Consider the following 24,496-nt stretch of genomic DNA (forward strand, 5'->3'; position numbering starts at 1 on the left):
TCAGACGAACCTCACCAGCACCAGGCTGAAGCCCGCAATGAAGAGGAAGGCCGAGAAGGCCAGCATCAGCGGCCGCAGGCCGCGCGAACGCAGCTCCGAAATATCGGCCTGCAGGCCCATGGCGGCGAGGCCCATGGTCAGCATGATCTGCGTGGCCAAGGCAGTCGCCGAATGGATCTGCGCCGGGATCGCGACCAGGCTGTTCAGCGCCACCACCGCGACGAAGGCCGCGACGAACCAGGGCATCGGCGGCTTGGCGCCGGAAGCGTCGGAGCTGCCGCGGCGCGCCATCAGGCCGAGCGCGATCACCATCGGCGCCAGCATGGCGACGCGAGTGAGCTTGGCGACGGTCGCGGTCTCGCCGGCGAGAGTGCCGTTCTGGAAGCCGGCGCCGATCACCTGCGCCACCTCGTGGATCGAGGCGCCCGCCCACAGGCCGAAAGCGTGCTGGTCGAGGCCGAAGACCGGCGCCAGCAGCGGGAAGCCGAGCATGGCGATGGTGCCGAACAGCGTGATGGCGGCGACCGCATAGGTGACGTCCTCATCGCGCGCGTCGGTGACGATGTTGGTGGCGACGATCGCCGAGGCGCCGCAGATCGAGGTGCCGGCGGCGATGAGTTGCGCGAGCTTCCGGTCGACGCCGATCAGCCGTCCAAGCGTGACGGTGAACAGGAAGGTGGCGCCGAGCGTGGCCGCGACGATGCCGACGCCGCCGAGGCCGATGCCCGCCACCTGGCCGAGCGTGAGCTGGAAGCCGAGCAGCACGATGGCGAAGCGCAACAGGCGCTTTTGTGAAAACGCAATGCCGGCCTTGGCGTGTGCGGGCACGCCGAGCATGTTGGAAAAGATCATGCCGACGACGACAGCGAGGATCATCGGGCTGAACAGGCCGGAGAAGCCGCGCGCCGAATAGGCGACGCTGGTGATCATCGCCACCAACACTAGTCCCGGCATGATGCCGGCCGAGATCGCGGCCAGGGCAGGGTGCCTACGCCCGGCGGCTGTCGGGTTCAGGTAATCTGGAAGATCGTTCGCGGTGGTGGGCAGGAAAGACAATCGAATTCTCCAGGCGCGCTCGGTGCCGGAATGCCATTCCCGGACTAATCTTTCAAACGAATTATTCGAGTTATAACGATCGATTTTTGCGAACGATTGGCGAGCGGGTTGGCCGGCACCGGCCGAGCCTTGACGCTTGCCGGTTCCTCCTCCAGCTTGCCGCGATGTTCTCCCGCGCGCCCGCCAATACCAAGCGACGCCGCTTTCGCCGAGTGCGGAGCGGCAGGCCGATTGCGCGACGATAAGCCCGATACGATAGATAAGGTTCGTTCGTTTCCTGCCCCGCCCGCGACTTCAGCCGGCGGGGTTTTCATATCTGGAGCCTCGCAATGACCATCGATTTTCCCATCCGATTTCGGACGGCCGAAGCGGCGGATGCCGCCGCCATCCGCGATATCGTGCGCGCCGCCTATGCCAAATGGGTGCCGGTAATCGGCCGCGAGCCGCTGCCGATGCGCGCCGATTACGACAAGGCTGTCGCCGAGCATCCATTCGACCTCGCCGTTGCGCAGGATCGCATTGTCGGGATGCTTGAATCCGTCCTCGCCGACGATCATCTCTGGATCGAGAATCTCTGCGTCGCGCCGGAGGCGCAGGGCAAAGGGATCGGCCGGCTGCTACTGGAGCGGGCAGAGGGCAAGGCGCGCAAGGCCGGGCGCCATCAGCTTCGCCTGCTGACCAACGGCGCGTTCGAGGCGAATGTGTCGCTCTATAAGAGGCAGGGCTATTCGGTCGACCGGGAAGAGCCGTTCATGAACGGCTCGACCGTTTATATGAGCAAGAGGATCGCGGGATGACCGACAATCGGAGCGGGGCCATGGCTGCCAGGATCAGGCTGAAGCAACTGCCAGGCCTATACGCGATTTCGAGGCTGGAAGCTGGACATGGCATTCCCGATTGGGCGGACGGGCCGGGTTTCGTCAGCATCACCAGAACCGAGGATGAGCTTTCGATAACCTGCCCGCAGGAGCGCGTTCCGGATCTCGCAAGGCAGGATCGCGACTGGGTCGCCTTCAAAGGTCCCTTTGCCTTCGGCGAAACTGGCATCGTGCTGTCTGTCATTCGGCCGCTGTCGGAGAACGGCCTCGGCATCTTCGTGGTGTCCACCTTCGATGGCGACCATCTGCTGGTGAAGGCCGCCGATCAAGCCGCGGCGGCGCGGCTGCTGGGTGACGCTGGACATACGCTACTGTAATCGGTCCCGGTGGGCGTCAGCCGGCACATCAGGCTCGACGGACGGCTGGCTCAATCGCCCGCGCTTGCGTTTGACAGGGCGCTTGCCGCATCGTTATCTCTGGCTGTATACGACGACCCACTGCAATCGAGCACCCACGGCTTGCCGAGGAGGAAAACCATGTCCCACAATCTGCAATTCTATATCGACGGCGCCTGGGTCGATCCGGTCGTGCCGAACACGCTCGATGTCATCGATCCCTCGAACGAGGACGCTTTCGCGCAGATATCGCTGGGCTCCAAGGCCGATGTCGACAAGGCGGTGGCCGCCGCCAAGCGCGCCTTCGCCAGCTTCGGCTTCACCTCGGTCGAGGAGCGGCTCGACATCCTCAACCGCGTCATCGAAATCTACAAGAAGCGCAGCAAGGACCTCGCGTTCGCCGTTTCACGCGAGATGGGCGCGCCGCGCCAGACGGCGCTGGACAGCCAGGTCGGCGTCGGCCAGGCGCATCTGGAAAAGATGGCCGAGGTGCTGAAGACCTTCCAGTTCCGCCACGTCAAAGGCTCGTCGCTTATCGTGAAAGAGCCGATCGGCGTCGTCGGCCTGATCACGCCGTGGAACTGGCCGCTGAACCAGATCACCTGCAAGGTGGGCCCCGCGCTTGCCGCCGGCTGCACCATGGTGCTGAAGCCGTCGGAGATCGCGCCGCTCGACGCCATCATTTTCGCCGAGATCATCGATGAGGCCGGCGTGCCAAAGGGTGTGTTCAATCTCGTCAACGGCGATGGCCCGAACGTCGGCCAGGCGTTGGCTAGCCACCCGGATGTCGACATGATGTCCTTCACCGGTTCGACCCGCGCCGGCATCCTCGTCGCCAAGGCGGCGGCCGACACGGTCAAGCGCGTGCACCAGGAACTGGGCGGCAAGTCGGCCAACATCCTGTTCCCGGATGTCGATCTGGAGCGAGCCGTCACCAAGGGCGTCGCCGGCTGCTTTGGCAACAGCGGCCAGTCCTGCAACGCGCCGACCCGCATGTTCGTGCCGCGCGACCGTCACGATGAGGCGGCCGGTTACGCCAAGAAGGCGGCGGAGAAATTCACCGTCGGCCCGGCCGACGCGCCCACCTCGAAGCTCGGCCCGGTGGTCAGCCAGATCCAGTTCGACAAGATCCAGGACCTGATCCAGAGCGGCATCGACGAGGGCGCCACGCTGGTCGCCGGCGGCCCCGGCCGCCCGGCCGAGCTCAATCGCGGCTACTACGTCCGCCCGACCGTCTTCGCCAACGTCACTCATGACATGCGCATCGCCAGGGAGGAGATCTTCGGCCCAGTGCTGTCGATCATGCCGTACGACACGGTCGAGCAGGCGGTCGAGCAGGCCAACGATACGGTCTATGGCCTGGCCTCCTACATCCAGGCCAAGGACATCGAGAAGGCGCGCGACGTGGCTGCCCGCATGCGCTCCGGCAACGTCTACATCAACTACCCGACCTGGGACGCCGGCCTGCCCTTTGGCGGCTACAAGCAGTCCGGCAACGGCCGCGAATATGCCGAATACGGCCTGGAGGATTTCCTCGAGATCAAGGGCATCGCGGGGTATGAGGCGGCGGAGTAGGGAGCCCGGGTTCACAACCGGAAGAGTGTCCAGGGCGACCGGCAGCCGCTACCCACCTCGAAACGCAAAAGGCCTCGCCGGCGAGATGCCCGCGAGGCCTTTTTCGAGCGCGACTTGCCGATTAGCGGCGGTCGCCGCGGCTGTCGTGGTGGCCGCCGTTGTTGGCGGCGCCAAGGCACATGCCATAGTAATCGTCATGATTGCTGCACGAATTGATGGTCGTCTGCTGGGCATAGGCCGAAGTTGCCAGGCCGGTAACAGCAACAACTGCGAAAACTGCATTGCGAAGGATCTTGGTCATCTCGATTTTCCTTTGTTTAAACTCCGGACGAGCCGGTCGATGACGGTTTTCCTGCGATTGCGTTTCGGTTTAATGGCGCTTGAGCGCGTATTTCGTTTCGAAATGGAAACTGTCCATCCCTGCAGCGGCCCAAGCCGGCCGGCACTCTGCAGGCAACGATAAACTCGTTTGCATGCAAATGTTACGCGCCGGGCGTTTCCGTGCAATGCGACGGAAACATTGATCGATCATTTAGACCGCCATCATGAAGGCGACGGGGATTGTCTCCGCCATAGCCTTGGCGAAACAGGGATAGGTCTATGTCGATATTGAAGACGTTGAATCGCATGGGTATGGCCTTGAAATACGCCCAGGACGGCCACAGGACGGCGGGGATGCTGAACGGGCTGCCGCCCGGCGCGCGTATGGATGTTGGTTTCCCTGTGATGCCGATAACCAGGCATCTGTCGCCGAACATCTGGGACGATCTGAGATAACCGTCGCCAGGAAGCTTTGATCGTCGAAGTGCCCGGGTGGCAATCATCACCTTGCGAGCTTCGGGCAATACGCCGTAACCACGCTTCTCGGCGCCTTCCAAGCTCGTCACGAGCGTATCGACGTCTGCGGTTTACCCGCGGCCCGCCTCGATGATACCGACCATCGCCCGGGTAAATTCAACCATACTGTTTGCCGTGATGGCTGCATTGTCGGGAGATTGCCCGATATGCTCGGCGGCTCCGCAACATGATCGTCGGATGCTGTCGTAGTAGGGATCTCTCTCATCGTCCGGCATCGTCGCCAAATTCAGGGCACGGCGGTGGATCATGCGCAACAGCTGCGCCAATGCTGTTTCGACACTCATGCGTTTGCTCCGCATCGGTCGAGCGTCTCGGCACACTGAGTGCCGGATCGTCGATCGGGGACATTCCCGATTCGAGCAGGCTGCGCCGTAGCTATTAATATATAGTTGACTGCTAATATAACGGGAAAACCAACCGGAGTTCAGCCGACATCGATACCCGTTGCGATGAACTCACGGTTCAAGTTTGGGAATGCGCGGAGAAAACTTTGGCTGGGGAACCTGGATTCGAACCAGGACTAACGGAGTCAGAGTCCGTGGGTCTACCGTTAACCTATTCCCCAGCAGGCGCGTCTGGTGTCGCGCTAGCCGAGCGGCTCATGTGCCGCGAGCGCTGCCTTGTAGCCGGCATCGGAAAATAGTCAAGCCCGCAACTGAGATCAACCGCAGCCTTTTTGCGGATGCTCCCCGCGGAAGCGGGCAAAGGGCTCAACTGCCGCCTTTGCTGTACTGCGAATGCTCGAAATAGAGCACCATGCAAAGGCCGATCAGCAGCGGAATGATGAGATAGAACAGGCGGAACACCAGAAGTGCTGCAAGCACGCCGACCGGATCCATGTCCGACAGCCCGGTGAGGAAGACGACCTCGAACACGCCGAGCGCGCCCGGCGCATGCGACAGGAGCCCGATCGAGAACGACACCATGAACACGCCGAGCACGACGAAATAGCCGGGATTGCCGGTCTCCGGCAGGGCGAAATAGATGATCGCGGTGGATGCCAGCAGCTCGACAGGCCCGACCAGCAACTGTCGCGCCACGATCGGCAGCGCGGGGTAGTGCAGCTGGAAGGAGCCGATCTTCAAAGGTCTCAGCCGGAGCCAACTGCCGAAGGCATAGGCGCCGACGAGGATGAGCATGGCGAGCCCGGCGGCGAAGGCGGCGCCATGGTGCGGCGCGCCGGTGAAGCGATCGATGATCTGCGGCTCGAACAGCAGAACGAGGCCGCCGAGGAAGACGCTGGAGAGGATGAAGGTGAACCAGCAGATCGCCACCAGCACGCCGATCTCCTGGCCGATCAGCCCCCTTGTGGCATAGGCGCGATAGCGGATCACCGCGCCGGAAAACACTGAGCCACCGATATTGTGCGACACCGCGTAGGTGGTGAAGGAGCACAGCGTGACGAACAGCCACGATACTTTCTTGCCGATATGCAAGAGCGCTATGTGGTCGTAGCCGGCGAGCGAGGCATAGGCGACGACGGAGCTTAGCGCCGCCAGCACCCAGCCGCGCGGCGGGATGGCGGCGATACCGGCCCAGACATCGTCGAGCGATACGCCGCGCAATTCGTGAATGAGCAGCCACAGCGAGAACGCAACGGCCGCGATGCCTATGACCGGCCAGAAATAGCGCCTCCAATTCATGGCGTCGTCATCATGCGTTGCAGCTCATTGTTGTGATGGTGCCCAACCTCTTCGAACCCGCATTTGAGACATGCCTGATTGAAGCCGGCTATTCAACCGGCAAGACATTGCCCCGACGTGACCCTGCCAAAATTCGAGCCCCGCGCTCTTGGTGATTGCGAACGGCACTGCTACTCTGTTGCCAACTTGAAACAAATCGAGGTGCCTGCTGCGTCCGTTCCCGGTTCGCGCGGCGCCGGAAGGAACTGAAGTGGAAGACCACGATACCGGCGCGGGCGCGTCGGCAGTGGGCATGTCCGGGGCATCGCCGGCGCAGTCGGGAGGCCCGCAACCGGCGCGATTCAGCCGCCACGCGGGTGCGCACCAAAGACATGCCGACCCCAGACATGCCGGCTCCAAACATGCCGGCCCCAAACATGCAGGCCAGAGACAGACTGGCGCCGGTCAGGCCGACCAGCATGGCGATCAGCCGAAAGGCAAGACGCGCAAGCGCCGCAAGCGCAAGCGCGGCCGCAAGGTGTTCGCGCGTGACGAGAACGGCGCCGTGCCCAATGCCGCGCCTGCCAGCACGACGGCAAGCCAGCCTCAGAGTCCGCCCTTGCAGGCCGAGCGAAGGCCGCCGCTCCAGTCTGCGCCACGTCCGCCCCAGCAGGAATTGCCTGTCTTCGCCGCGCTCGACCTCGGCACCAACAATTGCCGGTTGCTGGTCGCGGTGCCCGGCCGTCACGGCCAATTCCGCGTCATCGACGCCTTCTCGCGCATCGTCAGGCTGGGCGAGGGGCTGACGGCCAGCGGCCGGCTCGGCGAGGCCGCAATGGACCGCGCTCTCGAGGCGCTGAAGGTCTGCGGCGAGAAGCTGCGCAACCGCAAGATCAGGAAAGCCAGGCTGATCGCCACCGAGGCCTGCCGCTCGGCCGCCAACGGCGTCGAGTTCCTGGATCGCGTCGAGCGCGAGGCCGGGCTGAAGCTGGAGATCATCGACCGTCAGACCGAGGCCCGCCTTGCCGTTTCCGGCTGCGGCTCGCTGGTCGAGCGCGACACGCAAGGCGTGGTGCTGTTCGACATCGGCGGCGGCTCGTCCGAAATCGCGCTGATCGACCTGACCGGGCGGCGCTCGCCACGTCTGGCCAATCACATCGTGTCCTGGACGTCGCTGCCTGTCGGCGTCGTCTCGCTCGCCGAGCGCTTCGGCGGCCGTACGGTGACGCGAGAGACCTTTGCCGCCATGGTCGACGACGTGGCCGCGCGGCTGAAGGCTTTTGACGGCCGCGACCGGCTCGCGCATGTGCTGGCCAGCCCCAACTTCCATCTGCTTGGCACGTCCGGCACGGTGACGACGCTGGCCGGCGTGCATCTCGATCTCGAGCGCTACGACCGCCGCCGCGTCGACGGGCTGTGGATGGACCGCGACAGCGTTGACCGCATGATCGAGCGGCTGATCGGCTGGGATTTCCAGCAGCGTTGCGCCAACCCCTGCATCGGCACCGACCGCGCCGATCTCGTTCTCGCCGGCTGCGCCATCCTGGAAGCGATCCGCGGCGTGTGGCCGTCCGAGCGGCTGCGTGTCGCCGACCGCGGCCTGCGCGAGGGGATCCTGAGCGAATTGATGGCCGATGACGGCGTCTGGCGGAATGATGGGCGCCGATGACAAAGAAACCGGAAAAGCCGGGCTCAGCCAGCCTGCGCGTGCTCAAGACCCGCATCAAGAAGAAGAGCGGCCTGAAGGAATCGTCGCGCCGCTGGCTCGAGCGCCACATGAACGATCCTTATGTGCAACGCTCCAAGGCCGACGGCTACCGCTCCCGCGCGGCCTACAAGCTGATCGAGATCGACGACAAACACCATTTGCTGAAGCCCGGCATGAAGGTCATCGACCTGGGCGCGGCGCCCGGCGGCTGGTGCCAGGTGGCAGCCGCGCGGACGAAGTCGAGCGCCGAGAATCCCCATGTCGTCGGCATCGACTATCTCGAAATGGATGCGGTTCCGGGCGCCGTCATCCTGCAGATGGACTTCCTCGATCCGGACGCGCCGCAGAAGCTCGCCGAGGCGCTCGGCGGCCAGCCGGACGTGGTACTGTCCGATATGGCAGCACCCACCACCGGCCACCGCCGCACGGATCATCTGCGCACCATGCATCTGTGCGAAGTCGCGGCCGATTTCGCGCTGCACGTGCTCAAGCCCGGCGGGCATTTCCTCGCCAAGACATTTCAGGGCGGCGCCGAGAACGAGCTCCTGTCGCTGCTGAAGCAGAACTTCCGCTCCGTCCATCATGTGAAGCCGCCGGCTTCAAGGGATGAGTCGGTGGAGCTTTATCTGCTGGCGAAGGAGTTCAAAGGTCCCGGAACTTCGTCATTCTAGGGCGAAGCAAGAAGCGAAGCGACGCGCGCAGACCCTAGAATCCATGCCGTTACCTCGGCCAAGAAACACAGCGGTCCAGAATTCGTGGCCGACATTCGCCAGAGCTGCTCCAAGTCCTGCACCGCAGCGGCGCTGAAACATCACGGCATGGCAACTGTGTTCACGCGAATGCGGTTTTGTCGCGCATGATGGCGTTGAGGACGACCAGGAGCTTCCTTGCGACGGCGATGATGGCGAGTTTCTTGGACCCTGAGCGGGCAGCAAGTGCGGTATAGAAGGTCTTGAAGCGCTCACAGGTTCTGATGGCGGTGAGGGCAGCCATATAGAGGGCGCGGCGCACGCGTGATCGCCCGCCCTGGATCTGGCTCCTGCGGCTGAGCTTGCCGCTCTTGTTGTCGAACGGGGCAAGGCCGGCGAGCGCGGCGATCGCCTTGGGTGAGCGCTGGCCGAGCTCGGGCAGGAGCGCCAGCAAAGAGAGCGCGCCGACATTGGAGACACCGGGCACGGAGACCATCAGCGCATGGTCGCGAGCGGTGTCCTGGTTTTGACGAATGACTTCGGCAATCTGGCTCTCGAACGCCTTGATACGCGTGTCGAGGAAGGCGATCGTCTCTTCCAGATCGGCAATGACGGCCTCCTCGAAAGCCTCGGCGAGGTGCTTCTTCAGCGCTGCCCGCATCTCGACCAAATGATCGCGGTGGCCGGCAAGCGATTGAAGCCGCTCGACTTCTTCGCTCGGCGCCGGCTCGGCCTCAGGGTTATAGCGACGGCCATAGTCGCTCAGCATCCTGGCATCGAGAGGATCGGTCTTGGCGCGCCGGCGCGTCGACTTCGAATAGTGGTGGGTGTGCGCCGGGTTGTGCCGCGAGAACGGCACGCCGGCCTTGGCCAGCGCATGGCGCAGCAGCCGGTCATGGACACCTGTCGCCTCCATGACGACGAAGTCCCGACTGGGATCAAGGCCTGCCACATAGGCGGCGATCGCATCGGCCTGGTTGTCGATGCGCCGAAGACGGCCGCTTGTCTCATCAAAAAAGTCGAGCCACTGCTTGGAGATGTCGCAGCCGACATAGTTCTGGGCTATCATGTCCACGCCTCTTCCTGTGGTGCGGGGTCTGCTTCGAACAGCCCCGTGCAACTGTTCAGGTTGATGGTTCACCGGTGGGAAGGGACCGGGCCATGCCACGGCCTGTCCGAAAGGACGACCACGATCCACTCGGTCTCCTTCCCACCTCAACCATACACCAGAACCAACACACAGGATCCTCGGGTCTGCGCGCCGCTTCGCGTCGCTCCGCCCTAGAATGACGAAGTTAGGGCAGGGCGCGCCACCTCTACTTCCCCGCCGTGCTCACCGTTTCCAGGGTCTTCGGCGTGGCCAGCCGGCCATGGCCCGAGACGGCACTGCCGGCTTCCGGCGCCAGCCGCATGAAGGTGATCGATGCCGCGGCGGACACTGCCGCCACGATGAAGAAGGCGATGTGGAAATCGCCGAGCGTCAGCGCCCCGCCATGGATCGAGGTCGAGACTTCGAGGATGCCGCCTGCCAGCGCCACGCCGAGCGCGATCGACAATTGCTGGAAGACCGCGGTGATCGGCGTCGCCTTGCTGGTGTCGGCGGCCGTGATCTCGGCATAGGAGAGCGCGTTGACGCCGGTGAAGAACATCGAGCGGATGAAGCCGCCAACCAGAAGGATCGCCAGCATCAGCACATAGGGCGTCTGCGGCGTGAACAGGCCGTAGATGGCGATCGAGGCGGCCGCGACCAGCGAGCCCCAGATCAGCACCCGCCGGAAGCCGGCAATGCGGAAAAGCAGCGCGGTGACGAACTTCATGCCGATGGCGCCGATCGCCGAAACGAAGGTGATCATGCCCGACTGGAAGGGCGTCAACCCGAAACCGATCTGGAACATCAGCGGCAGAAGGAACGGCACCGCGCCGATGCCGATGCGAAACAGCGAGCCGCCGAGCACGGAGGACCGGAAGACCTGGTTGCGGAACAACTCCAATGCCAGCAGCGGGTTCTTCGCGCGGCGGGCGTGGATGAGATAGAGCACGCCGGAGATCAACCCGACCGCCACCGTGATGAAGCCGGCCATCGGCGGCAGCGCCGGCAGGCTGACGACGGAAAGGCCGAAAACGACCCCGGACGCTGCGAGACCGCTGAGCACAAATCCAGGGAAGTCGAGCGGCGGCGTCTCGGCCGGCGCGGTTTCCGGCAGATAGCGCGTGGCGAGCCAGATGCCCAGCAGCCCGATCGGCACGTTGATCAGAAAAATCCAGTGCCAGGTCAGATAGGTGGTGATGAAGCCGCCGATCGGCGGGCCGACCAGCGGTCCGACCAGCGCCGGCACGGTCAGCCAGGACATTGCCGCGACCAGCTCGCTTTTCGGCGTGGCGCGCACCAGCACGAGGCGGCCGACCGGCGTCATCATCGCGCCGCCTATGCCTTGCAGGAAGCGCGACACCACGAAAGCCGGCAGCGAATTGGAAAAGGCGCAAGCGACCGAGCCAGCGATGAACACGCCGATCGCGGCTCGGAACACGGTCTTTGCCCCGAACCGGTCCGCCATCCAGCCACTGATCGGAATGAAGATCGCCAGCGACACCAGATAGGCCGTCAGCGCCAGCTTCAGCGCGATCGGGCTGGTGTGGATGTCGACGGCGATCGCTGGCAGCGACGTCGCGATCACGGTCGAATCCATGTTCTCCATGAAAAGAGCGACCGCCAGGATGAGCGGGATGGTACGGTTCAAGGGGAAACGCCCTGATTTGTCTTTGCGATTCTAGGCCCGGCTTGGGGGCGAACCGGCTACGACGGGCGGGTATCACGCCTTCGCCCGCATGTCGCATTAAATTGCTGTCACTTTTGCGCGAACGCACGGCTGGTGGCCTCATGTCATAGTTTTGAGGTCAGTCGAGCCTATCAACGTTTCCAACGTCTTCGATGTGCAGGCTGCTCGACAAATCTCGGCTCGACAACCTTCAAAGGCAAGAGCCAAATACAATAAGCGGTTTGCAAAGCAGGGGGCGGAAATGGACACCGAAAACGCAAATTTGACGGCCGAACAAGCCAGGCTCAACAAGATGCTAACGCGGGGCGTTGTGTTTTCTATTGTCTGGCTCGCCGGTTTTGGGTCTTCTTATGCGCTTTACCAAGGGCTTCTGGCACGACGGATGTTAAAGCTGAATCCCATGCTTCGGGGGAATGGGCTCGCCTGGTGGTGCATCATCGCGGGAGGGCTTGGGGCCGCGGTCCTATGCGTGACAGTGGGCATCGGCATTTTCAACGCCGTGGCGGAACGCTAATCAGTGGCGACATCCAGACGCATTCAGCGAAGAAGGCGTCGAAATGGATGAGGTTGTTTCGTCAACGGACGTCAAACGCAGATCTCCAAGATCCTGCGCGGCGTCCTGAGCGGACGAAGCTGTGTTGTGATGAGCCGAGGCGTGCGGTAGCCCGGATCATTCCGTCGGCAACCCCCGAGCGCCACTGTCGTGCCGCGCTGCTGTCCCGGCTTCAGCAGCAGCCTATTGTCAACGCCGCAAGCCTTACCCGCGAGGATGTCTACCGGGACGAGTGGTGAAAGCCGGTGGGCCGTATAACAGCTACTTGAAGCGCCGCGCAACGACCGGCTTTCCTTCCGCCCCAGGACGTGTTACCAGCCAGCGCCAATCCTGAAAGGGAAGATGAGAGTCGGCGCTGGCCAATCGGCCCAGCGCCTTTTCCGCATTCAAAAGGACTGGCCATGGGAAAAATCATCGAAACGTCCACCGGCGCCCTGGCGCTGACCTTCGACGACGTGCTCTTGCAGCCCGGCCACTCCGAGGTCATGCCGGGCGAAACCGACATCCGCACCCGCATCGCCGGCGATATCGATCTCAACGTGCCGATCCTGTCGGCGGCCATGGACACCGTCACGGAGGCGCGGCTGGCGATCGCCATGGCGCAGGCCGGCGGCATCGGCGTCATCCACCGCAACCTGACCCCGGCCGAGCAGGCCGAGCAGGTCCGGCAGGTCAAGAAATTCGAATCCGGCATGGTGGTGAACCCGGTCACTATCGGTCCGGACGCCACGCTTGCCGACGCGCTGGCGCTGATGCGCTCCAACAGCATTTCCGGCATTCCCGTGGTGGAGAATGGCGGCACCGGCGGCCACACGGTCGGCCGCCTGGTCGGCATCCTCACCAACCGCGACGTGCGTTTCGCCTCCGATCCGGCGCAGAAGGTTTACGAGCTGATGACCCGTGAGAACCTGATCACGGTCAAGGAGAATGTCGACCAGGACGAGGCCAAGCGGCTGCTACACAAGCACCGCATCGAGAAGCTGGTGGTGGTCGACAGGAACGGCAATTGCGTCGGCCTGATCACCGTCAAGGACATCGAGAAGTCGCAGCTCAATCCGCATGCCACAAAGGACGCACAAGGGAGGCTGCGCGCCGCCGCCGCCACCAGCGTCGGCGATGACGGCTTCGAGCGCGCCGAGCGCCTGATCGACGCCGGCGTCGACCTGCTTGTCATCGACACAGCGCACGGTCATTCGCAGCGCGTGCTGGATGCGGTGGCGCGGGCCAAGAAGCTCTCCAACTCCGTGCGCATCCTGGCCGGCAACGTCGCAACCGCCGATGGCACGCAGGCGCTGATCGACGCCGGCGCCGATGCGGTCAAGGTTGGCATCGGCCCGGGCTCGATCTGCACCACGCGAATCGTTGCCGGTGTCGGCGTCCCGCAATTGTCGGCGATCATGTCGGCGGTCGAGACGGCCAGCAAGGCCGGCGTCAGCGTCATTGCCGATGGCGGCATCAAATATTCGGGCGATCTCGCCAAGGCGCTCGCGGCAGGCGCGAGCGCGGCCATGATCGGTTCGCTGCTCGCCGGCACGGACGAGAGCCCGGGCGAGGTCTATCTGCACCAGGGCCGCTCCTTCAAGGCTTACCGCGGCATGGGCTCGGTCGGCGCCATGGCGCGCGGCTCGGCCGATCGCTACTTCCAGGCGGAGGTCCGCGATACGCTGAAACTGGTTCCGGAAGGCATTGAAGGGCAGGTTCCCTACAAAGGACCTGTTGCTGGCGTGCTGCACCAGCTTGCGGGCGGCCTGAAAGCCGCTATGGGTTATGTGGGTGGACGTGACCTTGCAGATTTCCGCGAGCGCGCCACCTTTGTGCGCATATCCAATGCCGGACTTCGTGAAAGCCACGCCCATGACGTCACGATCACCCGCGAAAGCCCCAATTACCCGGGCGGAATTTGATCGGGAGGCCGATCAGTCCGATCGTCAGGGCGGACTGTGGTGTGATTTGAGCGTGGCGGTGCTGCGGCTGTCGCGGCACGCGGCGGCGCTCTCCATCGCTTCGATTGCGCTTTTCCTGGCCATGACGGCGCTGGAGTTCCTCTATTTCCAGCGCTTGAGCGGCGGCCTGGCCTCGCTTGACATCCGCGTTGCCGGCTTCACCCCCGACGAAGGCATGGCCTGGCTCACGGCGCTCGGCCGCCGCGGCGGCGAGATCATCATCGTCTGGCACTATTTGACCTTCGATGTCCTGTTCCCGGCGCTGCTGTCGCTGACGCTGGTGAGCCTCATCCTTGTTTACGGGCGGCGGCTCAGCACGTTCCGCGCCATGTCGGCGCAGTTGCAGGCACTGTTCTCGCTGGTGCTGGTGCTTCCCTACGCGGTCGCCGACTACGCCCAGAATTTTGCCGTGGCGCGGCTCTTGTCCGATTTCCAATCGGCCAATCCCGATTCGCTGGCGTTCGCCTCGTTGCTGACCGTCACCAAATTCGCGCTGCTGGCCATTCCGGTCTTCGTTATCGCCGTCTTCGCGCTGGCCGGACAGCGGCGGCGCTAAGGCAGTTCCAGGAAGAGTGTAAAACGGTTTTCCGTCCGCAATTGCGTTAAGGAAAAGGGAGGGGCTGATGCGCCAGACCGCCATCTTCTGGCCGATGCTGGCGCACGTGCTACTGGTCTATATCGTCTATCTGGTGATGCTCAAACGGCGCTACGGGGCTGTGAAATCAGGCGAAGCCAGGGTCAGCCAGTACAAGCTCCGCTCGACCGAACCCGCTTCGAGCGTCACCGTCGCCAACAATCTGATCAACCAGTTCGAGCTGCCGGTTCTCTTCCACGTGCTCTGCCTGGCGCTGTTCGTCACCAACGGCGTGAACTATCTGACGCTGGCGCTGATGTGGCTGTTCATCCTCACGCGCTATGTGCACGCCTGGGTGCATCTCGACGGAAACCATGTGCCGCACCGCACCGGAGTCTTCTTCCTCGGCGCCGGCATACTTCTCCTGGCCTGGGTCTGGTTCGCGCTCCACCTGCTCGGGGTGGTTTGATTTAAAGATCGAACACCGCAATCCTGCGCTTGTCGAACTTGATGCCGATTTCGCCGCGCACCAGCCTCAGCGCCTGATCGCCGAAAACGGCGCGCCGCCAGCCCTGCAGCGCCGGCACGTCGGCTTCGTCGCCCTCGGCCGCGATGCGATCGATATCGTCGCTGGAGGCCAGCACCTTGGTGGCGACGCCTTCCTTTTCGGCGACGATCCTGAGCAGCACCTTGAGCAGCTCCGCCGCCGCGTTCGATCCTTCCGGCGGTTGCACGCTCTTTGGCAGTTTCGGCATCGCATCCTTGGGCAGCGCGAGGGCGGCGTTGACTGCGCCCAGCAGCGCGGTTGCCGTCGCGGAGCGTTCCCAGCCTTTCGGGGTGGTGCGCAGCTTGCCGAGCGCCGCCGCGTCGCGCGGCGCCTGTTGCGCGATCTCGTAGATCGCGTCGTCTTTGAGCACGCGGCCGCGGGGCACATCGCGCTCGCGCGCCTCGCGCTCGCGCCAGGCGGCCACCGCCTGCACGATCGCCAGCTCCTGCGGCTTGCGCAGCCGCATCTTCAGCCGTTTCCAGGCATCCTCGGGATGCGGATCGTAGGTCTCGCGCGAGGTGAGGATATCCATCTCTTCGTTCAACCAATGCGCGCGATCCTCGCGCTTCAGCTCGGCGCTGAGATGCTGGTAGACCTTGATCAGATGGGTGACGTCGGCAAGCGCGTATTCGAGCTGCTTGTCGGAGAGCGGCCGGTGCCGCCAGTCGGTGAAGCGCGAGGATTTGTCCAAGCGCGCCCCCGTGACCTTCTGCACGAGCTGGTCGTAAGAGACGCTGTCGCCGAAGCCGCAGACCATCGCCGCCACCTGGGTGTCGAACACCGGATGCGGCACGAGATTGCCGAGATGGACGATGATTTCGATGTCCTGGCGCGCCGCGTGAAAAACCTTCAGCACCGCTTCATTGGCCATCAGCCGGAAAAACGGCTTCAGGTCGATGTCGGGGGCCAACGGATCGATAAGCGCCTCGATCCCAGGTGCGGCGATCTGGATGAGGCAAAGGATCGGCCAGAAGGTCGTCTCGCGGATGAATTCGGTATCGACGGTAACGAATTCCGACTTTTCGAACGCCGCGACAACGCTCTCGAGTTCTTCTTGTGTGGTGATGACGCGCATCAAATCGCTTCTGGCACAATATTAGGCCCCTTTCAATTTCAGCCGCGCGCGCTTTCGTCAAGCCGCCGCAACGTAAGCGGTGGCTGGATCGCCAGGTTCTCCCATGCGAAATCGCACGGCGCGCCTGCGCGCCAAGCCGCCATACCCTCAGGCCGTCACGCTCCGCTCCGCCAAGAGCCCTTCATGCCTCATAGGCCCGCGCCGGCACCCGCTCTCTTGTCGGACCGGACATCGCGCCGTCCGGAACCGCGCTCGGCGATGGCCGCCGGCCGAGCGCGCCCGCTGCCGCCAGGCTGAGCAGGATGAACGGTATGCCGATGCCATATGCCGAGCGGATGCCCCAATGGTCCGACACGAAGCCGAGCAGCGGCGGCCCAAGCAGGAAGGCGACGAAGGAGATCTGCGACAGCGCCGCCACATTGATCGCCGCGGGGCGATCGGTGCGCTGAGCCGCCGCCGAGATCGCCAGCGGGAAGATGGCGCTGCTGCCGATGCCCAGAAGCGCAAAGCCCAACATCGAAATGAAGGGCAGGGGCGAGAAAAAGACGGTGAAGACGCCGGCCATCATCGTCGCCATCAGCACGCGCGCCACGCCGCTCGGCGAGTGGCGGTCCACGAAGCTGTCGGCGAAGAAGCGCGTCGTCGCCTGCGAGAAGGCGAACAGCGCCACGGTGAAGCCGGCGGTCAGCGGGCCGGATTCGAACACCGTGCGCATATAGATCGCCGACCAGTCCATGCTGGCGCCTTCCATCAGCATCGCCGACAGCGTCACCGCGACGAGGATGAGGATCGGCAGCGTGGGGCGCGCGAATATCGGCGCTTCGTCGCTGGTCGCGGCGAACCGCGCCGGCGCCGGCTCAAAGCCGCCGAGGAACAGCGCCATCGCAACCGCCACCATCGGCACTACCAGCGCCAGATGCAGTTGCGGCGAAAGGCCGAGATGCGCCAGCGCGCCGCCGAACAGGCCGGCGCCGAAGAAGCCGATGCTCCAGAAGGAATGCGCCCGGTTCATGATGCGGCGTTGGAGCAGGAACTCGGTCCTGTCGGCCTCGACATTCAAGATGATCTCGATGCTGCCGATCATCAGCCCGACCGGAACCAGCATCAGGAACAGAGACGCCGGGCCAGGCGCGTGCATCGCTATCGCATAGGCCAGGCCAAGCAACGGCACCAGCCAAAGCAGCGCGCGGCGAAAGCCTACACGCTCCAGGATAGGCGTCGCCAGCGTCAGCGCGACCAGTGTGCCGATCGGCGTGCCGATCAGGGCGAGCCCGAGCGTGCCATCCTCGATCCGCATGGCTCGCTTGATGTCGGGCAGGCGCGGGAAGATGTTGCCCATGGCAAAGGAATAGATCGCAAAGCCCGCATAGACGCGGTGCTGCGGAGCGAGTTTCAGGCCAAGGGTCATCGCGGGCATCCAACGAACAAGGAGATACGGCGGGCGAACTCCTCGACCCGCTCACGACCGTGTTCTTGCATGAACAGGCAAAACATGCAATAACGTGCACAAATAAATAGGATCGTGCATGCTCACCGAAGAACGCCACCAACTCATTCGCGACCAGCTTGCGGCGGACGGAAAGGTGCTGGCCGGCGAACTCGCCAGCCGTTTTGGCGTCTCGGAAGACACCGTGCGCCGCGATCTCAGGGAGCTCGCCAAGGCCGGGCAGTTGCGCCGGGTCTATGGCGGCGCGGTCGCCTCGGCGCCCTTCGCCGCCGCCACGCTCAGCCAGCGCAGCGGACATGCGGTCGAGGAGAAGACGCGCCTGGCGAAAGCGGCAGTGGGGCTGCTCGTGGCGGGGCAGTCCCTGTTCATCGATGGCGGCACGACCAATGAAGCCATCGCCAGGGCAATCCCGCGCGATATGGAACTGACCATTGCCACCAATTCGCTGGGGGTCGCCTCGGCGCTGGTCGATCGTCCTCTGGTCGAACTGATCGTGCTCGGTGGCCGCTATGTTCCCGATCTCGGCACCTGCGTGGGCGCCGATACGCTGGCCGCCGTGGCCCAGCTTGGCGCCGATCTGTTCTTTCTGGGCTCCTGCGGTCTGGATGCCGCGCGCGGCGTCACCGCCTTCGATTCGGCCGAAGCTGAGGTGAAACGCGCCATGGCGAAAAACAGCGCCGGCATTGTCATTGCCGTCACCAACGACAAGCTTGCGACTGCTGCGCCGTATCGTGTCGCCGGCGCCGATGCGATCCGCCATCTCGTGGTGGAAAAGACCGCGCCTGCCGCCACGCTCGCCGATTTCCAAAGCCAGGGCGCGCAAATCCACTTTGCCTGAGCGGAAGCGCGCCTGTGTGAGCGCTTGCCTTGACAAAGCCGGCCTCTCATGCGCTTTTCGCGCCAATTTTCGAGGGCTGGTGCCCGCAACTTCCGGACTTTGCCCATGACCACGCATCGTTACCGCAGCCACACCTGTGCCCAGTTGAGAAAGAGCGACGTCGGCAATTCCGTCCGCCTGTCGGGCTGGGTGCATCGCGTGCGCGACCATGGCGGGCTGCTCTTCATCGATTTGCGCGACCACTACGGCCTGACCCAGATCGTCGCCGATCCGGATTCGCCGGCTTTCAAAGTCGCCGAGACCGTGCGCGGCGAATGGGTGATCCGCGTCGACGGCGAGGTCAAGGCGCGGCTGCCGGAGACGGTGAACGCCAATCTGCCGACCGGCGAGATCGAGATTTTCGCGCGCGAGATCGAGGTGCTGTCGGCCGCCAAGGAACTGCCGCTGCCGGTGTTCGGCGAGCCCGAATATCCCGAGGATATCCGCCTGAAATACCGCTTCCTCGACCTGCGCCGCGAGACGCTGCACCGCAATATCGTGGCGCGGACAAAAATCATCGCCGAGATGCGCAAGCGCATGGGCGAGGTCGGCTTTACCGAATTCTCGACGCCGATCCTGACCGCGTCCTCGCCGGAAGGCGCGCGCGACTTCCTGGTGCCGTCGCGCATCCATCCCGGCACCTTCTATGCGCTGCCGCAGGCGCCGCAGCAGTACAAGCAGCTGATCATGGTGTCCGGCTTCGACCGCTATTTCCAGATCGCGCCCTGTTTCCGCGACGAGGACCCGCGAGCCGACCGGCTGCCCGGCGAATTCTACCAGCTCGACCTCGAGATGAGCTTCGTCGAGCAGGACGACGTGCTCTCCACCATGGAGCCGGTGCTTCGCGGCGTCTTCGAAACCTTCGCCAACGGCAAGCCGGTAACCCAGAAATTCCGCCGTATTCCATATGACGAGGCGATGCGCACCTATGGATCCGACAAGCCGGACCTGCGCAACCCGATCGAGATGCAGGCGGTCTCGGATCATTTCCGCGATTCCGGCTTCAAGGTCTTTGCCAACATCCTGGCCAACGATGCGAAGGCCGAGGTCTGGGCCATTCCGGCCAAGACCGGCGGCAGCCGTGCCTTCTGCGATCGCATGAATTCCTGGGCGCAGGGCGAGGGCCAGCCAGGTCTCGGCTATATCTTCTGGCGCAAGGAAGGCGAAAAACTCGAAGGCGCCGGTCCGATTGCCAAGAACATCGGCGAGGAGCGCACCGAGGCGATCCGCCAGCAACTCGGCCTTGCCGATGGCGATGCCGCCTTCTTCGTCGCGGGCGATCCGAAGAAGTTCGTCACCTTCGCGGGCGCTGCGCGCACCCGCGCCGGCGAGGAGCTGAACCTCGTCGACCGCGAGCGCTTCGAGCTGTGCTGGATCGTCGACTTCCCGTTCTTCGAATGGAACGAGGATGAGAAGAAGATCGATTTCGCCCACAACCCGTTCTCCATGCCGCAGGGCGGCATTGACGCGCTGAACGGCCAGGAGCCGCTCGGCATCAAGGCGTTCCAGTACGACATGGTCTGCAACGGCTTCGAGATCGCGTCGGGCGGCATCCGCAACCATCTGCCGGAAACCATGGTCAAGGCTTTCGAGATGGTCGGTCTGGATCGCGCGACTGTGGAAGAGCGCTTCGGCGGCCTCTATCGCGCCTTCCAGTATGGCGCGCCGCCGCATGGCGGCATGGCGGCCGGCGTCGACCGCATCGTCATGCTGCTCGTGGGGGCCAAGAACCTGCGCGAGATCACCATGTTCCCGATGAACCAGCAGGCCTATGACCTCTTGATGAACGCGCCGTCCGAAGCGACCCCGCAACAGCTGCGCGAGCTGTCGCTGCGCGTCTCGGTTACGAAGAAGGAAGGCTAGGACTCCCAGCCAAGCCTTTCTTTCCTCTTAAGAAATCGGCCGACAAAAAAGCCCGGCATCACTGCCGGGCTTTCGTTTGGAGCTGACGTGTTCGATCAGTCCTGGTTCGCCTTGACCTTGACGCCGAGCGTCTTGGGCAGGTCGAGCGGGTTGGACATGGCGCCGGCCATGATCAGCGCGAACGGTACCGACGACGGAGGCTCGGCCGAGATTTCCAGGCTCTTCGGATCGTCGAGGAAGGTGTTGACCGCCGACGAGACTTCCGCCGTCAGCTCGGGATTGTTGAGCTGCGCCATGCCGAACGGCACGATCGCCTTGGCCTGGTTGGCGACATCCTTGGCCGACATGCCCTGCTGCTTGCCGACATAGTCGAGCACCTTGCCGGTGAGCGAATCGTCCTCGAAACGCACCGAGGCGCCGTTGAAGGAAAGCTGCTGCATCAGTCCGAGCATGGCCATGCCTTGCGCGGAATTGTCCGCGCCTTCCGGCTGCGAGGCGAGCTGCTTCTGCATCGCCTGCATCGACTTGATGAAATCGACCGTGTAGCCGCCGAGGTTGAAGGTCATGCCGAGCGTGCCGGCATTCTCGACCGAGATGTCATATTTCGACAGCTCCATCTTGCCGTCGCTCGGCTGCCATGTGCCGGCCATGGCAATGTTGCCCGAGATGTTCTGGTAGCCGAGCGCCTCGATCGCTTCCTTCGACTTGGGGTCGTCGATCAGCGACAGGTCGGCGGTGAATTTTTCGGTGTTGGCGGTGAAGTCCATCGCCTTGCCGTCGGCCGGCGGGGTGATCTGGACCGCAAGCCCGTCCATCGCGAAGGCCGTCTTGTCGCCGACCTTGACCGTCATGTTGGAGAGCTCCGCCGATTTGTACATCATCAGCGAGCCGAGCGGATCGGTGCTGCCTTCGGCCGGGATCTTCATGTCGTGGATGATCACCGGGCTGAGGTCGAGCGTCACGCCGTCCTTGCTGTGTTCGAAGGGCGAGGTCGAGACAGTGGCGATCGCATAGCCGCCATTGGCCTCGGTGACCCCTTCCAGCTTTACGTCGCCGATCGGCAGCGCTTCCTTCTCGGCCGCCGGCTTGATGGAAACACCCTGCAGCACGGCGTTCGAATCGTCGCCCGAGACACCGGTCCAGGAAATCTCGACGCCCTGGGCGGCAAGGGCTGCCTTGATACGCTCGGCCACCGCCGGATCGGCGGCGAAGGCCGCATTGAGAGGCAGCGTCAGCAGAAAGGTCGAAAAAGCCAGTTTCTTGAGCGTCGAGCGTTGGATTGTCATGGCGAGTTCCCTGTCCTGATTTGGCTATGATGAAAATTGTTCTGACACCTGCTCCATCACCATTCCGTGACGAACGGGACGGGAAGAAGGCATTTTCCGGCAGATGTGTCGAAAATGGCGACGAAAAGCAAACGCCGGCCGGCAGTCATTGCGCGATGCGGTGAATTTGTCATGAAGATCGCGGCTTTCCTCCGCCAGCGCGTTGCATGCCAGATAGAGGCCGCGTGTAACGAGTTGATGTTGGCCGGCCTCATGGTGCCGTCGCGGCCTGTTGCAGATCGGTGGCAAATTGCAGCCGCCTCCCGGGCGCTTCCGTGAAGCCCTTCACATCGCCGGTTGTGTGTTCGTAGCCGCGACCAAAGCGCCGATGTTCACGCGACGCTTGCCGCGAATCACCCGCTCGGCTAGTCCAAAACCATGGGAAAGAGGCTTTTGCCGCCCGATGACAATGGCGGCGGCGACAAAATCGAACCGGTCGATCTGAAGGAAGCGCTTGAGCGGCGCTATCTCGCTTACGCGCTGTCGACCATCATGCACCGGGCACTGCCGGATGTGCGCGACGGACTGAAACCGGTCCATCGCCGCATCATGCATGCCATGCGGCTGCTCAGGCTCAACCCCGATCAGGGTTTCGCCAAATGCGCCCGCATCGTCGGCGACGTGATGGGCAAGTTCCATCCGCATGGCGACCAATCGATCTACGACGCGCTGGTGCGCCTGGCGCAGGATTTCTCGATGCGCTACCCGCTGGTCGACGGGCAGGGCAATTTCGGCAACATCGACGGCGATAACGCCGCCGCCATGCGCTACACCGAAGCGCGCATGACGGAGGTGGCGAGCGAGCTGCTTGCCGGCATCAATGAAGACGCCGTCGATTTCCGCCCGACCTACAATGAAGAGGACGAGGAGCCGTCCGTTCTGCCGGGCGCCTTCCCGAACCTGCTCGCCAACGGCTCCTCGGGCATTGCCGTCGGCATGGCGACCTCGATCCCGCCGCACAACGCCGCCGAACTCTGCGACGCCGCTCTCCATCTGATCGAACATCCGGAAGCGCCGGTGGCGAAGCTGATGGATTTCGTCCAGGGGCCGGATTTCCCAACCGGCGGCATCATCGTCGACAGCCGCGCCTCGATCCTCGAAGCCTATGAGACGGGCCGCGGCGGTTTTCGCGTGCGCTCGAAATGGGGGCAGGAGGATCAGGGCAGGGGCACCTGGAGCATCGTCGTCACCGAAATCCCTTACGGCGTGCAGAAGGCCAGGCTGATTGAGAAGATCGCCGAGCTCTTGATGGCGCGCAAGCTGCCGCTGCTCGAAGACATCCGCGACGAGAGCGCCGAGGACATCCGCATCGTGCTGGTGCCGAAGAGCCGCACCGTGGATCCCGGCCTGCTGATGGAATCGCTGTTCAAGCTCACCGAGCTCGAAAGCCGCTTCCCGCTCAACATGAACGTACTGTCGCGCGGCAAGGTGCCGAACGTGCTCTCGCTGAAAGGCGTGCTGAAGGAGTGGCTGGACCACCGTCGCGACGTTCTGGTCCGCCGCTCGAAATACCGGCTGGGCGAGATCGAGAAGCGGCTGGAAATCCTTGCCGGTTACCTGATCGCCTATCTGAACATCGACGAGGTGATCAGGATCATCCGCGAGGAGGATGAGCCCAAGCAGGTGATGATGGCCCGCTGGTCGCTCACCGACAACCAGGCCGAAGCCATCCTCAACATGCGCCTGCGCGCCTTGCGCAAGCTGGAAGAGATCGAGATCCGCAAGGAGTTCGACGGGCTCACCGCGGAGAAGAAGCAGATCGAGGCGCTGCTCGCGTCCGACGCCAAGCAATGGGCGACGATCAAGTGGGAAGTCACGCAGCTTCGCGACAAGTTCGGCCCCGAGACCGAGCTCGGCAAGCGCCGCACCCAGTTCGCCGACGCGCCGGAGCACGATCTCACCGACATCGCGCATGCCATGATTGAACGCGAGCCGGTCACGGTCGTCGTCTCGGAAAAGGGCTGGCTGCGCGCCATGAAGGGCCACCTGACAGATTACTCGCAGCTCGCCTTCAAGGAAGGCGATAGCCTGAAGCTGGCCTTCCATGCCCAGACCACGGACAAGATCCTGGTCTTCACCACTGGCGGCAAGTTCTACACCATCGGCGCCGACCGGCTGCCGGGCGGGCGCGGCCATGGCGAGCCGATCCGCATCATCGTGGACATGGAGAACGACCAGGACATCGTCACCGCTTTTGTCCATGATCCGAAGCGCAAGCTGCTGCTGGTATCCTATGACGCCAACGGCTTCATCGTTTCGGAGGAAGAGGTCGTCGCCAACACCCGCAAGGGCAAGCAGGTCATGAACGTCAAGGCGCCGGATGAGGCCAAGCGCTGCATTCCGGTGGCGGGCGACCACCTCGCCATTGTCGGCGAGAACCGCAAGATGCTGGTCTTCCCGCTCACCGAAATCCCGGAAATGGCCCGCGGCAAGGGCGTGCGCCTGCAGAAGTACAAGGACGGCGGCGTGCTGGACCTGAAGACCTTCACGCTGGAGACCGGGCTCTCCTGGCAGGATTCGGCCGACCGCACCTTCACCAAGTCGCGCGAGGAACTCGCCGAGTGGATCGGCGCCCGCGCCGCCGCCGGCCGTATGGTGCCGAAGGGCTTCCCGAGGACGGGGAAATTCGGCTAGCGCGACCTTTCCTTCTCCCCCTTGTGGGAGAAGGTGGACGAGCGAAGCTCGGCCGGATGAGGGGTGTTGGAAGGATCGCGACCTTTCCGACGTAAGCGGTGAAATTCCTTGGATGTTTTGGCGTCTTACTCCGCTGGAACACCCCTCATCCGTCTCGGCG

At 63.7% G+C, this 24,496-nt stretch carries 23 protein-coding genes and 1 tRNA gene; 12 read left to right on the top strand and 12 right to left on the bottom strand.

Features of this window, described 5'->3' with window-relative positions; all coding sequences use genetic code 11:
* Both EJ068_RS30115 and EJ068_RS30120 read right to left on the bottom strand, forming a co-directional pair.
* A complete protein-coding gene (locus EJ068_RS30115; protein WP_245463502.1) occupies positions 1 to 1,014 on the bottom strand; it encodes a YeiH family protein in 1,014 nt (337 codons plus the stop codon).
* Positions 1,015 to 1,100: 86 nt separating this feature from the next.
* Positions 1,101 to 1,370 (bottom strand): hypothetical protein, encoded by a 270-nt coding sequence (locus tag EJ068_RS30120; RefSeq protein WP_127253210.1) that lies wholly within the window; start codon positions 1,368 to 1,370, stop codon positions 1,101 to 1,103.
* Between the two features lie 15 nt (positions 1,371 to 1,385).
* Here EJ068_RS30120 and EJ068_RS30125 point away from each other — a divergent pair, with 15 nt between their 5' ends.
* The 3 genes from EJ068_RS30125 (at position 1,386) to EJ068_RS30135 (ending at position 3,844) form a co-directional block, all read left to right on the top strand.
* Positions 1,386 to 1,853, top strand: coding sequence for a GNAT family N-acetyltransferase (locus EJ068_RS30125; RefSeq protein WP_127253212.1), 468 nt, complete (start codon positions 1,386 to 1,388; stop codon positions 1,851 to 1,853).
* A gap of 20 nt (positions 1,854 to 1,873) precedes the next feature.
* Positions 1,874 to 2,251 (top strand): ACT domain-containing protein, encoded by a 378-nt coding sequence (locus EJ068_RS30130; protein WP_127253214.1) that lies wholly within the window; start codon positions 1,874 to 1,876, stop codon positions 2,249 to 2,251.
* 159 nt (positions 2,252 to 2,410) lie between these two features.
* Positions 2,411 to 3,844 carry an aldehyde dehydrogenase family protein gene (locus tag EJ068_RS30135; protein ID WP_127253216.1) on the top strand — a complete coding sequence of 478 codons (1,434 nt, stop codon included), beginning with the start codon at positions 2,411 to 2,413 and terminating at the stop codon, positions 3,842 to 3,844.
* 121 nt (positions 3,845 to 3,965) lie between these two features.
* On the opposite strand, the gene EJ068_RS30140 is transcribed toward EJ068_RS30135, so the two are convergent.
* The 5 genes from EJ068_RS30140 to EJ068_RS30160 all read right to left on the bottom strand — a co-directional run bounded on the left by EJ068_RS30140 (position 3,966) and on the right by EJ068_RS30160 (position 6,345).
* Complete coding sequence (locus EJ068_RS30140) at positions 3,966 to 4,145, bottom strand: hypothetical protein (RefSeq protein WP_126083057.1); 180 nt, start codon at positions 4,143 to 4,145, stop codon at positions 3,966 to 3,968.
* Between the two features lie 181 nt (positions 4,146 to 4,326).
* Entirely contained in the window at positions 4,327 to 4,722 is a 396-nt protein-coding gene (locus tag EJ068_RS30145; RefSeq protein ID WP_127253217.1) for a hypothetical protein, read from the bottom strand.
* Positions 4,723 to 4,752: 30 nt separating this feature from the next.
* Entirely contained in the window at positions 4,753 to 4,986 is a 234-nt protein-coding gene (locus EJ068_RS30150; protein WP_126061207.1) for a hypothetical protein, read from the bottom strand.
* Positions 4,987 to 5,193: 207 nt separating this feature from the next.
* A tRNA-Gln gene (locus EJ068_RS30155) sits at positions 5,194 to 5,267 on the bottom strand.
* A 145-nt stretch (positions 5,268 to 5,412) separates the two neighbouring features.
* Positions 5,413 to 6,345, bottom strand: coding sequence for a YbhN family protein (locus EJ068_RS30160; RefSeq protein WP_127253219.1), 933 nt, complete (start codon positions 6,343 to 6,345; stop codon positions 5,413 to 5,415).
* Positions 6,346 to 6,595: 250 nt separating this feature from the next.
* Here EJ068_RS30160 and EJ068_RS30165 point away from each other — a divergent pair, with 250 nt between their 5' ends.
* The gene (locus tag EJ068_RS30165) at positions 6,596 to 7,993 is read left to right on the top strand and encodes a Ppx/GppA phosphatase family protein (RefSeq protein ID WP_129554962.1); all 1,398 of its coding nucleotides are present in this window, start codon (positions 6,596 to 6,598) and stop codon (positions 7,991 to 7,993) included.
* Positions 7,990 to 8,703, top strand: a complete 714-nt coding sequence (locus EJ068_RS30170) for an RlmE family RNA methyltransferase (RefSeq protein WP_126082974.1) — start codon at positions 7,990 to 7,992, stop codon at positions 8,701 to 8,703. Before EJ068_RS30165 ends, EJ068_RS30170 begins: the two co-directional genes overlap by 4 nt.
* Before the next feature lie 160 nt (positions 8,704 to 8,863).
* On the opposite strand, the gene EJ068_RS30175 is transcribed toward EJ068_RS30170, so the two are convergent.
* Both EJ068_RS30175 and EJ068_RS30180 read right to left on the bottom strand, forming a co-directional pair.
* A complete protein-coding gene (locus tag EJ068_RS30175) occupies positions 8,864 to 9,790 on the bottom strand; it encodes an IS110 family transposase (protein ID WP_129554534.1) in 927 nt (308 codons plus the stop codon).
* A 247-nt stretch (positions 9,791 to 10,037) separates the two neighbouring features.
* Positions 10,038 to 11,459 carry an MFS transporter gene (locus EJ068_RS30180; protein WP_127253578.1) on the bottom strand — a complete coding sequence of 474 codons (1,422 nt, stop codon included), beginning with the start codon at positions 11,457 to 11,459 and terminating at the stop codon, positions 10,038 to 10,040.
* 280 nt (positions 11,460 to 11,739) lie between these two features.
* On the opposite strand from EJ068_RS30180, the gene EJ068_RS30185 reads away from it, so the two are divergent.
* The 4 genes from EJ068_RS30185 to EJ068_RS30205 all read left to right on the top strand — a co-directional run bounded on the left by EJ068_RS30185 (position 11,740) and on the right by EJ068_RS30205 (position 15,037).
* The gene (locus EJ068_RS30185; protein ID WP_126082972.1) at positions 11,740 to 12,012 is read left to right on the top strand and encodes a hypothetical protein; all 273 of its coding nucleotides are present in this window, start codon (positions 11,740 to 11,742) and stop codon (positions 12,010 to 12,012) included.
* A gap of 440 nt (positions 12,013 to 12,452) precedes the next feature.
* A complete protein-coding gene (gene guaB, locus EJ068_RS30195; RefSeq protein WP_126082971.1) occupies positions 12,453 to 13,955 on the top strand; it encodes an IMP dehydrogenase in 1,503 nt (500 codons plus the stop codon).
* Positions 13,879 to 14,550 carry a hypothetical protein gene (locus EJ068_RS30200; protein WP_245463287.1) on the top strand — a complete coding sequence of 224 codons (672 nt, stop codon included), beginning with the start codon at positions 13,879 to 13,881 and terminating at the stop codon, positions 14,548 to 14,550. The genes guaB and EJ068_RS30200 overlap by 77 nt, the downstream gene beginning before the upstream one ends.
* Before the next feature lie 67 nt (positions 14,551 to 14,617).
* A complete protein-coding gene (locus tag EJ068_RS30205; protein WP_126082970.1) occupies positions 14,618 to 15,037 on the top strand; it encodes an MAPEG family protein in 420 nt (139 codons plus the stop codon).
* Position 15,038: 1 nt separating this feature from the next.
* Here the strand turns inward: EJ068_RS30205 and rnd are convergent, their stop codons facing one another.
* On the bottom strand, positions 15,039 to 16,190 hold the full coding sequence (gene rnd, locus EJ068_RS30210) for a ribonuclease D (RefSeq protein ID WP_127253579.1): 1,152 nt from the start codon (positions 16,188 to 16,190) through the stop codon (positions 15,039 to 15,041).
* Between the two features lie 181 nt (positions 16,191 to 16,371).
* Positions 16,372 to 17,598 carry an MFS transporter gene (locus EJ068_RS30215; protein WP_128298505.1) on the bottom strand — a complete coding sequence of 409 codons (1,227 nt, stop codon included), beginning with the start codon at positions 17,596 to 17,598 and terminating at the stop codon, positions 16,372 to 16,374.
* A 118-nt stretch (positions 17,599 to 17,716) separates the two neighbouring features.
* Here EJ068_RS30215 and EJ068_RS30220 point away from each other — a divergent pair, with 118 nt between their 5' ends.
* Both EJ068_RS30220 and aspS read left to right on the top strand, forming a co-directional pair.
* The gene (locus EJ068_RS30220) at positions 17,717 to 18,475 is read left to right on the top strand and encodes a DeoR/GlpR family DNA-binding transcription regulator (protein ID WP_126061166.1); all 759 of its coding nucleotides are present in this window, start codon (positions 17,717 to 17,719) and stop codon (positions 18,473 to 18,475) included.
* Positions 18,476 to 18,580: 105 nt separating this feature from the next.
* A complete protein-coding gene (aspS, locus tag EJ068_RS30225) occupies positions 18,581 to 20,377 on the top strand; it encodes an aspartate--tRNA ligase (RefSeq protein WP_126082967.1) in 1,797 nt (598 codons plus the stop codon).
* A 95-nt stretch (positions 20,378 to 20,472) separates the two neighbouring features.
* Here the strand turns inward: aspS and EJ068_RS30230 are convergent, their stop codons facing one another.
* On the bottom strand, positions 20,473 to 21,663 hold the full coding sequence (locus tag EJ068_RS30230; RefSeq protein ID WP_127252976.1) for a hypothetical protein: 1,191 nt from the start codon (positions 21,661 to 21,663) through the stop codon (positions 20,473 to 20,475).
* A gap of 417 nt (positions 21,664 to 22,080) precedes the next feature.
* On the opposite strand from EJ068_RS30230, the gene parC reads away from it, so the two are divergent.
* Positions 22,081 to 24,336, top strand: a complete 2,256-nt coding sequence (gene parC, locus EJ068_RS30235) for a DNA topoisomerase IV subunit A (protein WP_127252977.1) — start codon at positions 22,081 to 22,083, stop codon at positions 24,334 to 24,336.
* The last annotated feature ends 160 nt before the right edge of the window (positions 24,337 to 24,496 follow it).

This window comes from Mesorhizobium sp. M2A.F.Ca.ET.043.02.1.1 (assembly GCF_003952405.1).
In the GTDB taxonomy this organism is placed as follows: domain Bacteria; phylum Pseudomonadota; class Alphaproteobacteria; order Rhizobiales; family Rhizobiaceae; genus Mesorhizobium.

Bases quoted from the DNA above. Each gene is read 5' to 3' on its own strand.
- EJ068_RS30220 (WP_126061166.1), top strand. From the start codon at position 17,717: ATGCTCACCGAAGAACGCCACCAACTCATTCGCGACCAGCTTGCGGCG.
- EJ068_RS30130 (WP_127253214.1), top strand. From the start codon at position 1,874: ATGGCTGCCAGGATCAGGCTGAAGCAACTGCCAGGCCTATACGCGATT.
- EJ068_RS30135 (WP_127253216.1), top strand. From the start codon at position 2,411: ATGTCCCACAATCTGCAATTCTATATCGACGGCGCCTGGGTCGATCCG.
- EJ068_RS30120 (WP_127253210.1), bottom strand. From the start codon at position 1,370: ATGAAAACCCCGCCGGCTGAAGTCGCGGGCGGGGCAGGAAACGAACGA.
- EJ068_RS30175 (WP_129554534.1), bottom strand. From the start codon at position 9,790: ATGATAGCCCAGAACTATGTCGGCTGCGACATCTCCAAGCAGTGGCTC.
- EJ068_RS30140 (WP_126083057.1), bottom strand. From the start codon at position 4,145: ATGACCAAGATCCTTCGCAATGCAGTTTTCGCAGTTGTTGCTGTTACC.
- EJ068_RS30215 (WP_128298505.1), bottom strand. From the start codon at position 17,598: ATGACCCTTGGCCTGAAACTCGCTCCGCAGCACCGCGTCTATGCGGGC.
- EJ068_RS30200 (WP_245463287.1), top strand. From the start codon at position 13,879: ATGCCGGACTTCGTGAAAGCCACGCCCATGACGTCACGATCACCCGCG.
- EJ068_RS30185 (WP_126082972.1), top strand. From the start codon at position 11,740: ATGGACACCGAAAACGCAAATTTGACGGCCGAACAAGCCAGGCTCAAC.
- EJ068_RS30170 (WP_126082974.1), top strand. From the start codon at position 7,990: ATGACAAAGAAACCGGAAAAGCCGGGCTCAGCCAGCCTGCGCGTGCTC.
- EJ068_RS30125 (WP_127253212.1), top strand. From the start codon at position 1,386: ATGACCATCGATTTTCCCATCCGATTTCGGACGGCCGAAGCGGCGGAT.
- EJ068_RS30160 (WP_127253219.1), bottom strand. From the start codon at position 6,345: ATGAATTGGAGGCGCTATTTCTGGCCGGTCATAGGCATCGCGGCCGTT.
- EJ068_RS30230 (WP_127252976.1), bottom strand. From the start codon at position 21,663: ATGACAATCCAACGCTCGACGCTCAAGAAACTGGCTTTTTCGACCTTT.
- parC (WP_127252977.1), top strand. From the start codon at position 22,081: ATGGGAAAGAGGCTTTTGCCGCCCGATGACAATGGCGGCGGCGACAAA.
- aspS (WP_126082967.1), top strand. From the start codon at position 18,581: ATGACCACGCATCGTTACCGCAGCCACACCTGTGCCCAGTTGAGAAAG.
- guaB (WP_126082971.1), top strand. From the start codon at position 12,453: ATGGGAAAAATCATCGAAACGTCCACCGGCGCCCTGGCGCTGACCTTC.
- rnd (WP_127253579.1), bottom strand. From the start codon at position 16,190: ATGCGCGTCATCACCACACAAGAAGAACTCGAGAGCGTTGTCGCGGCG.
- EJ068_RS30150 (WP_126061207.1), bottom strand. From the start codon at position 4,986: ATGAGTGTCGAAACAGCATTGGCGCAGCTGTTGCGCATGATCCACCGC.
- EJ068_RS30205 (WP_126082970.1), top strand. From the start codon at position 14,618: ATGCGCCAGACCGCCATCTTCTGGCCGATGCTGGCGCACGTGCTACTG.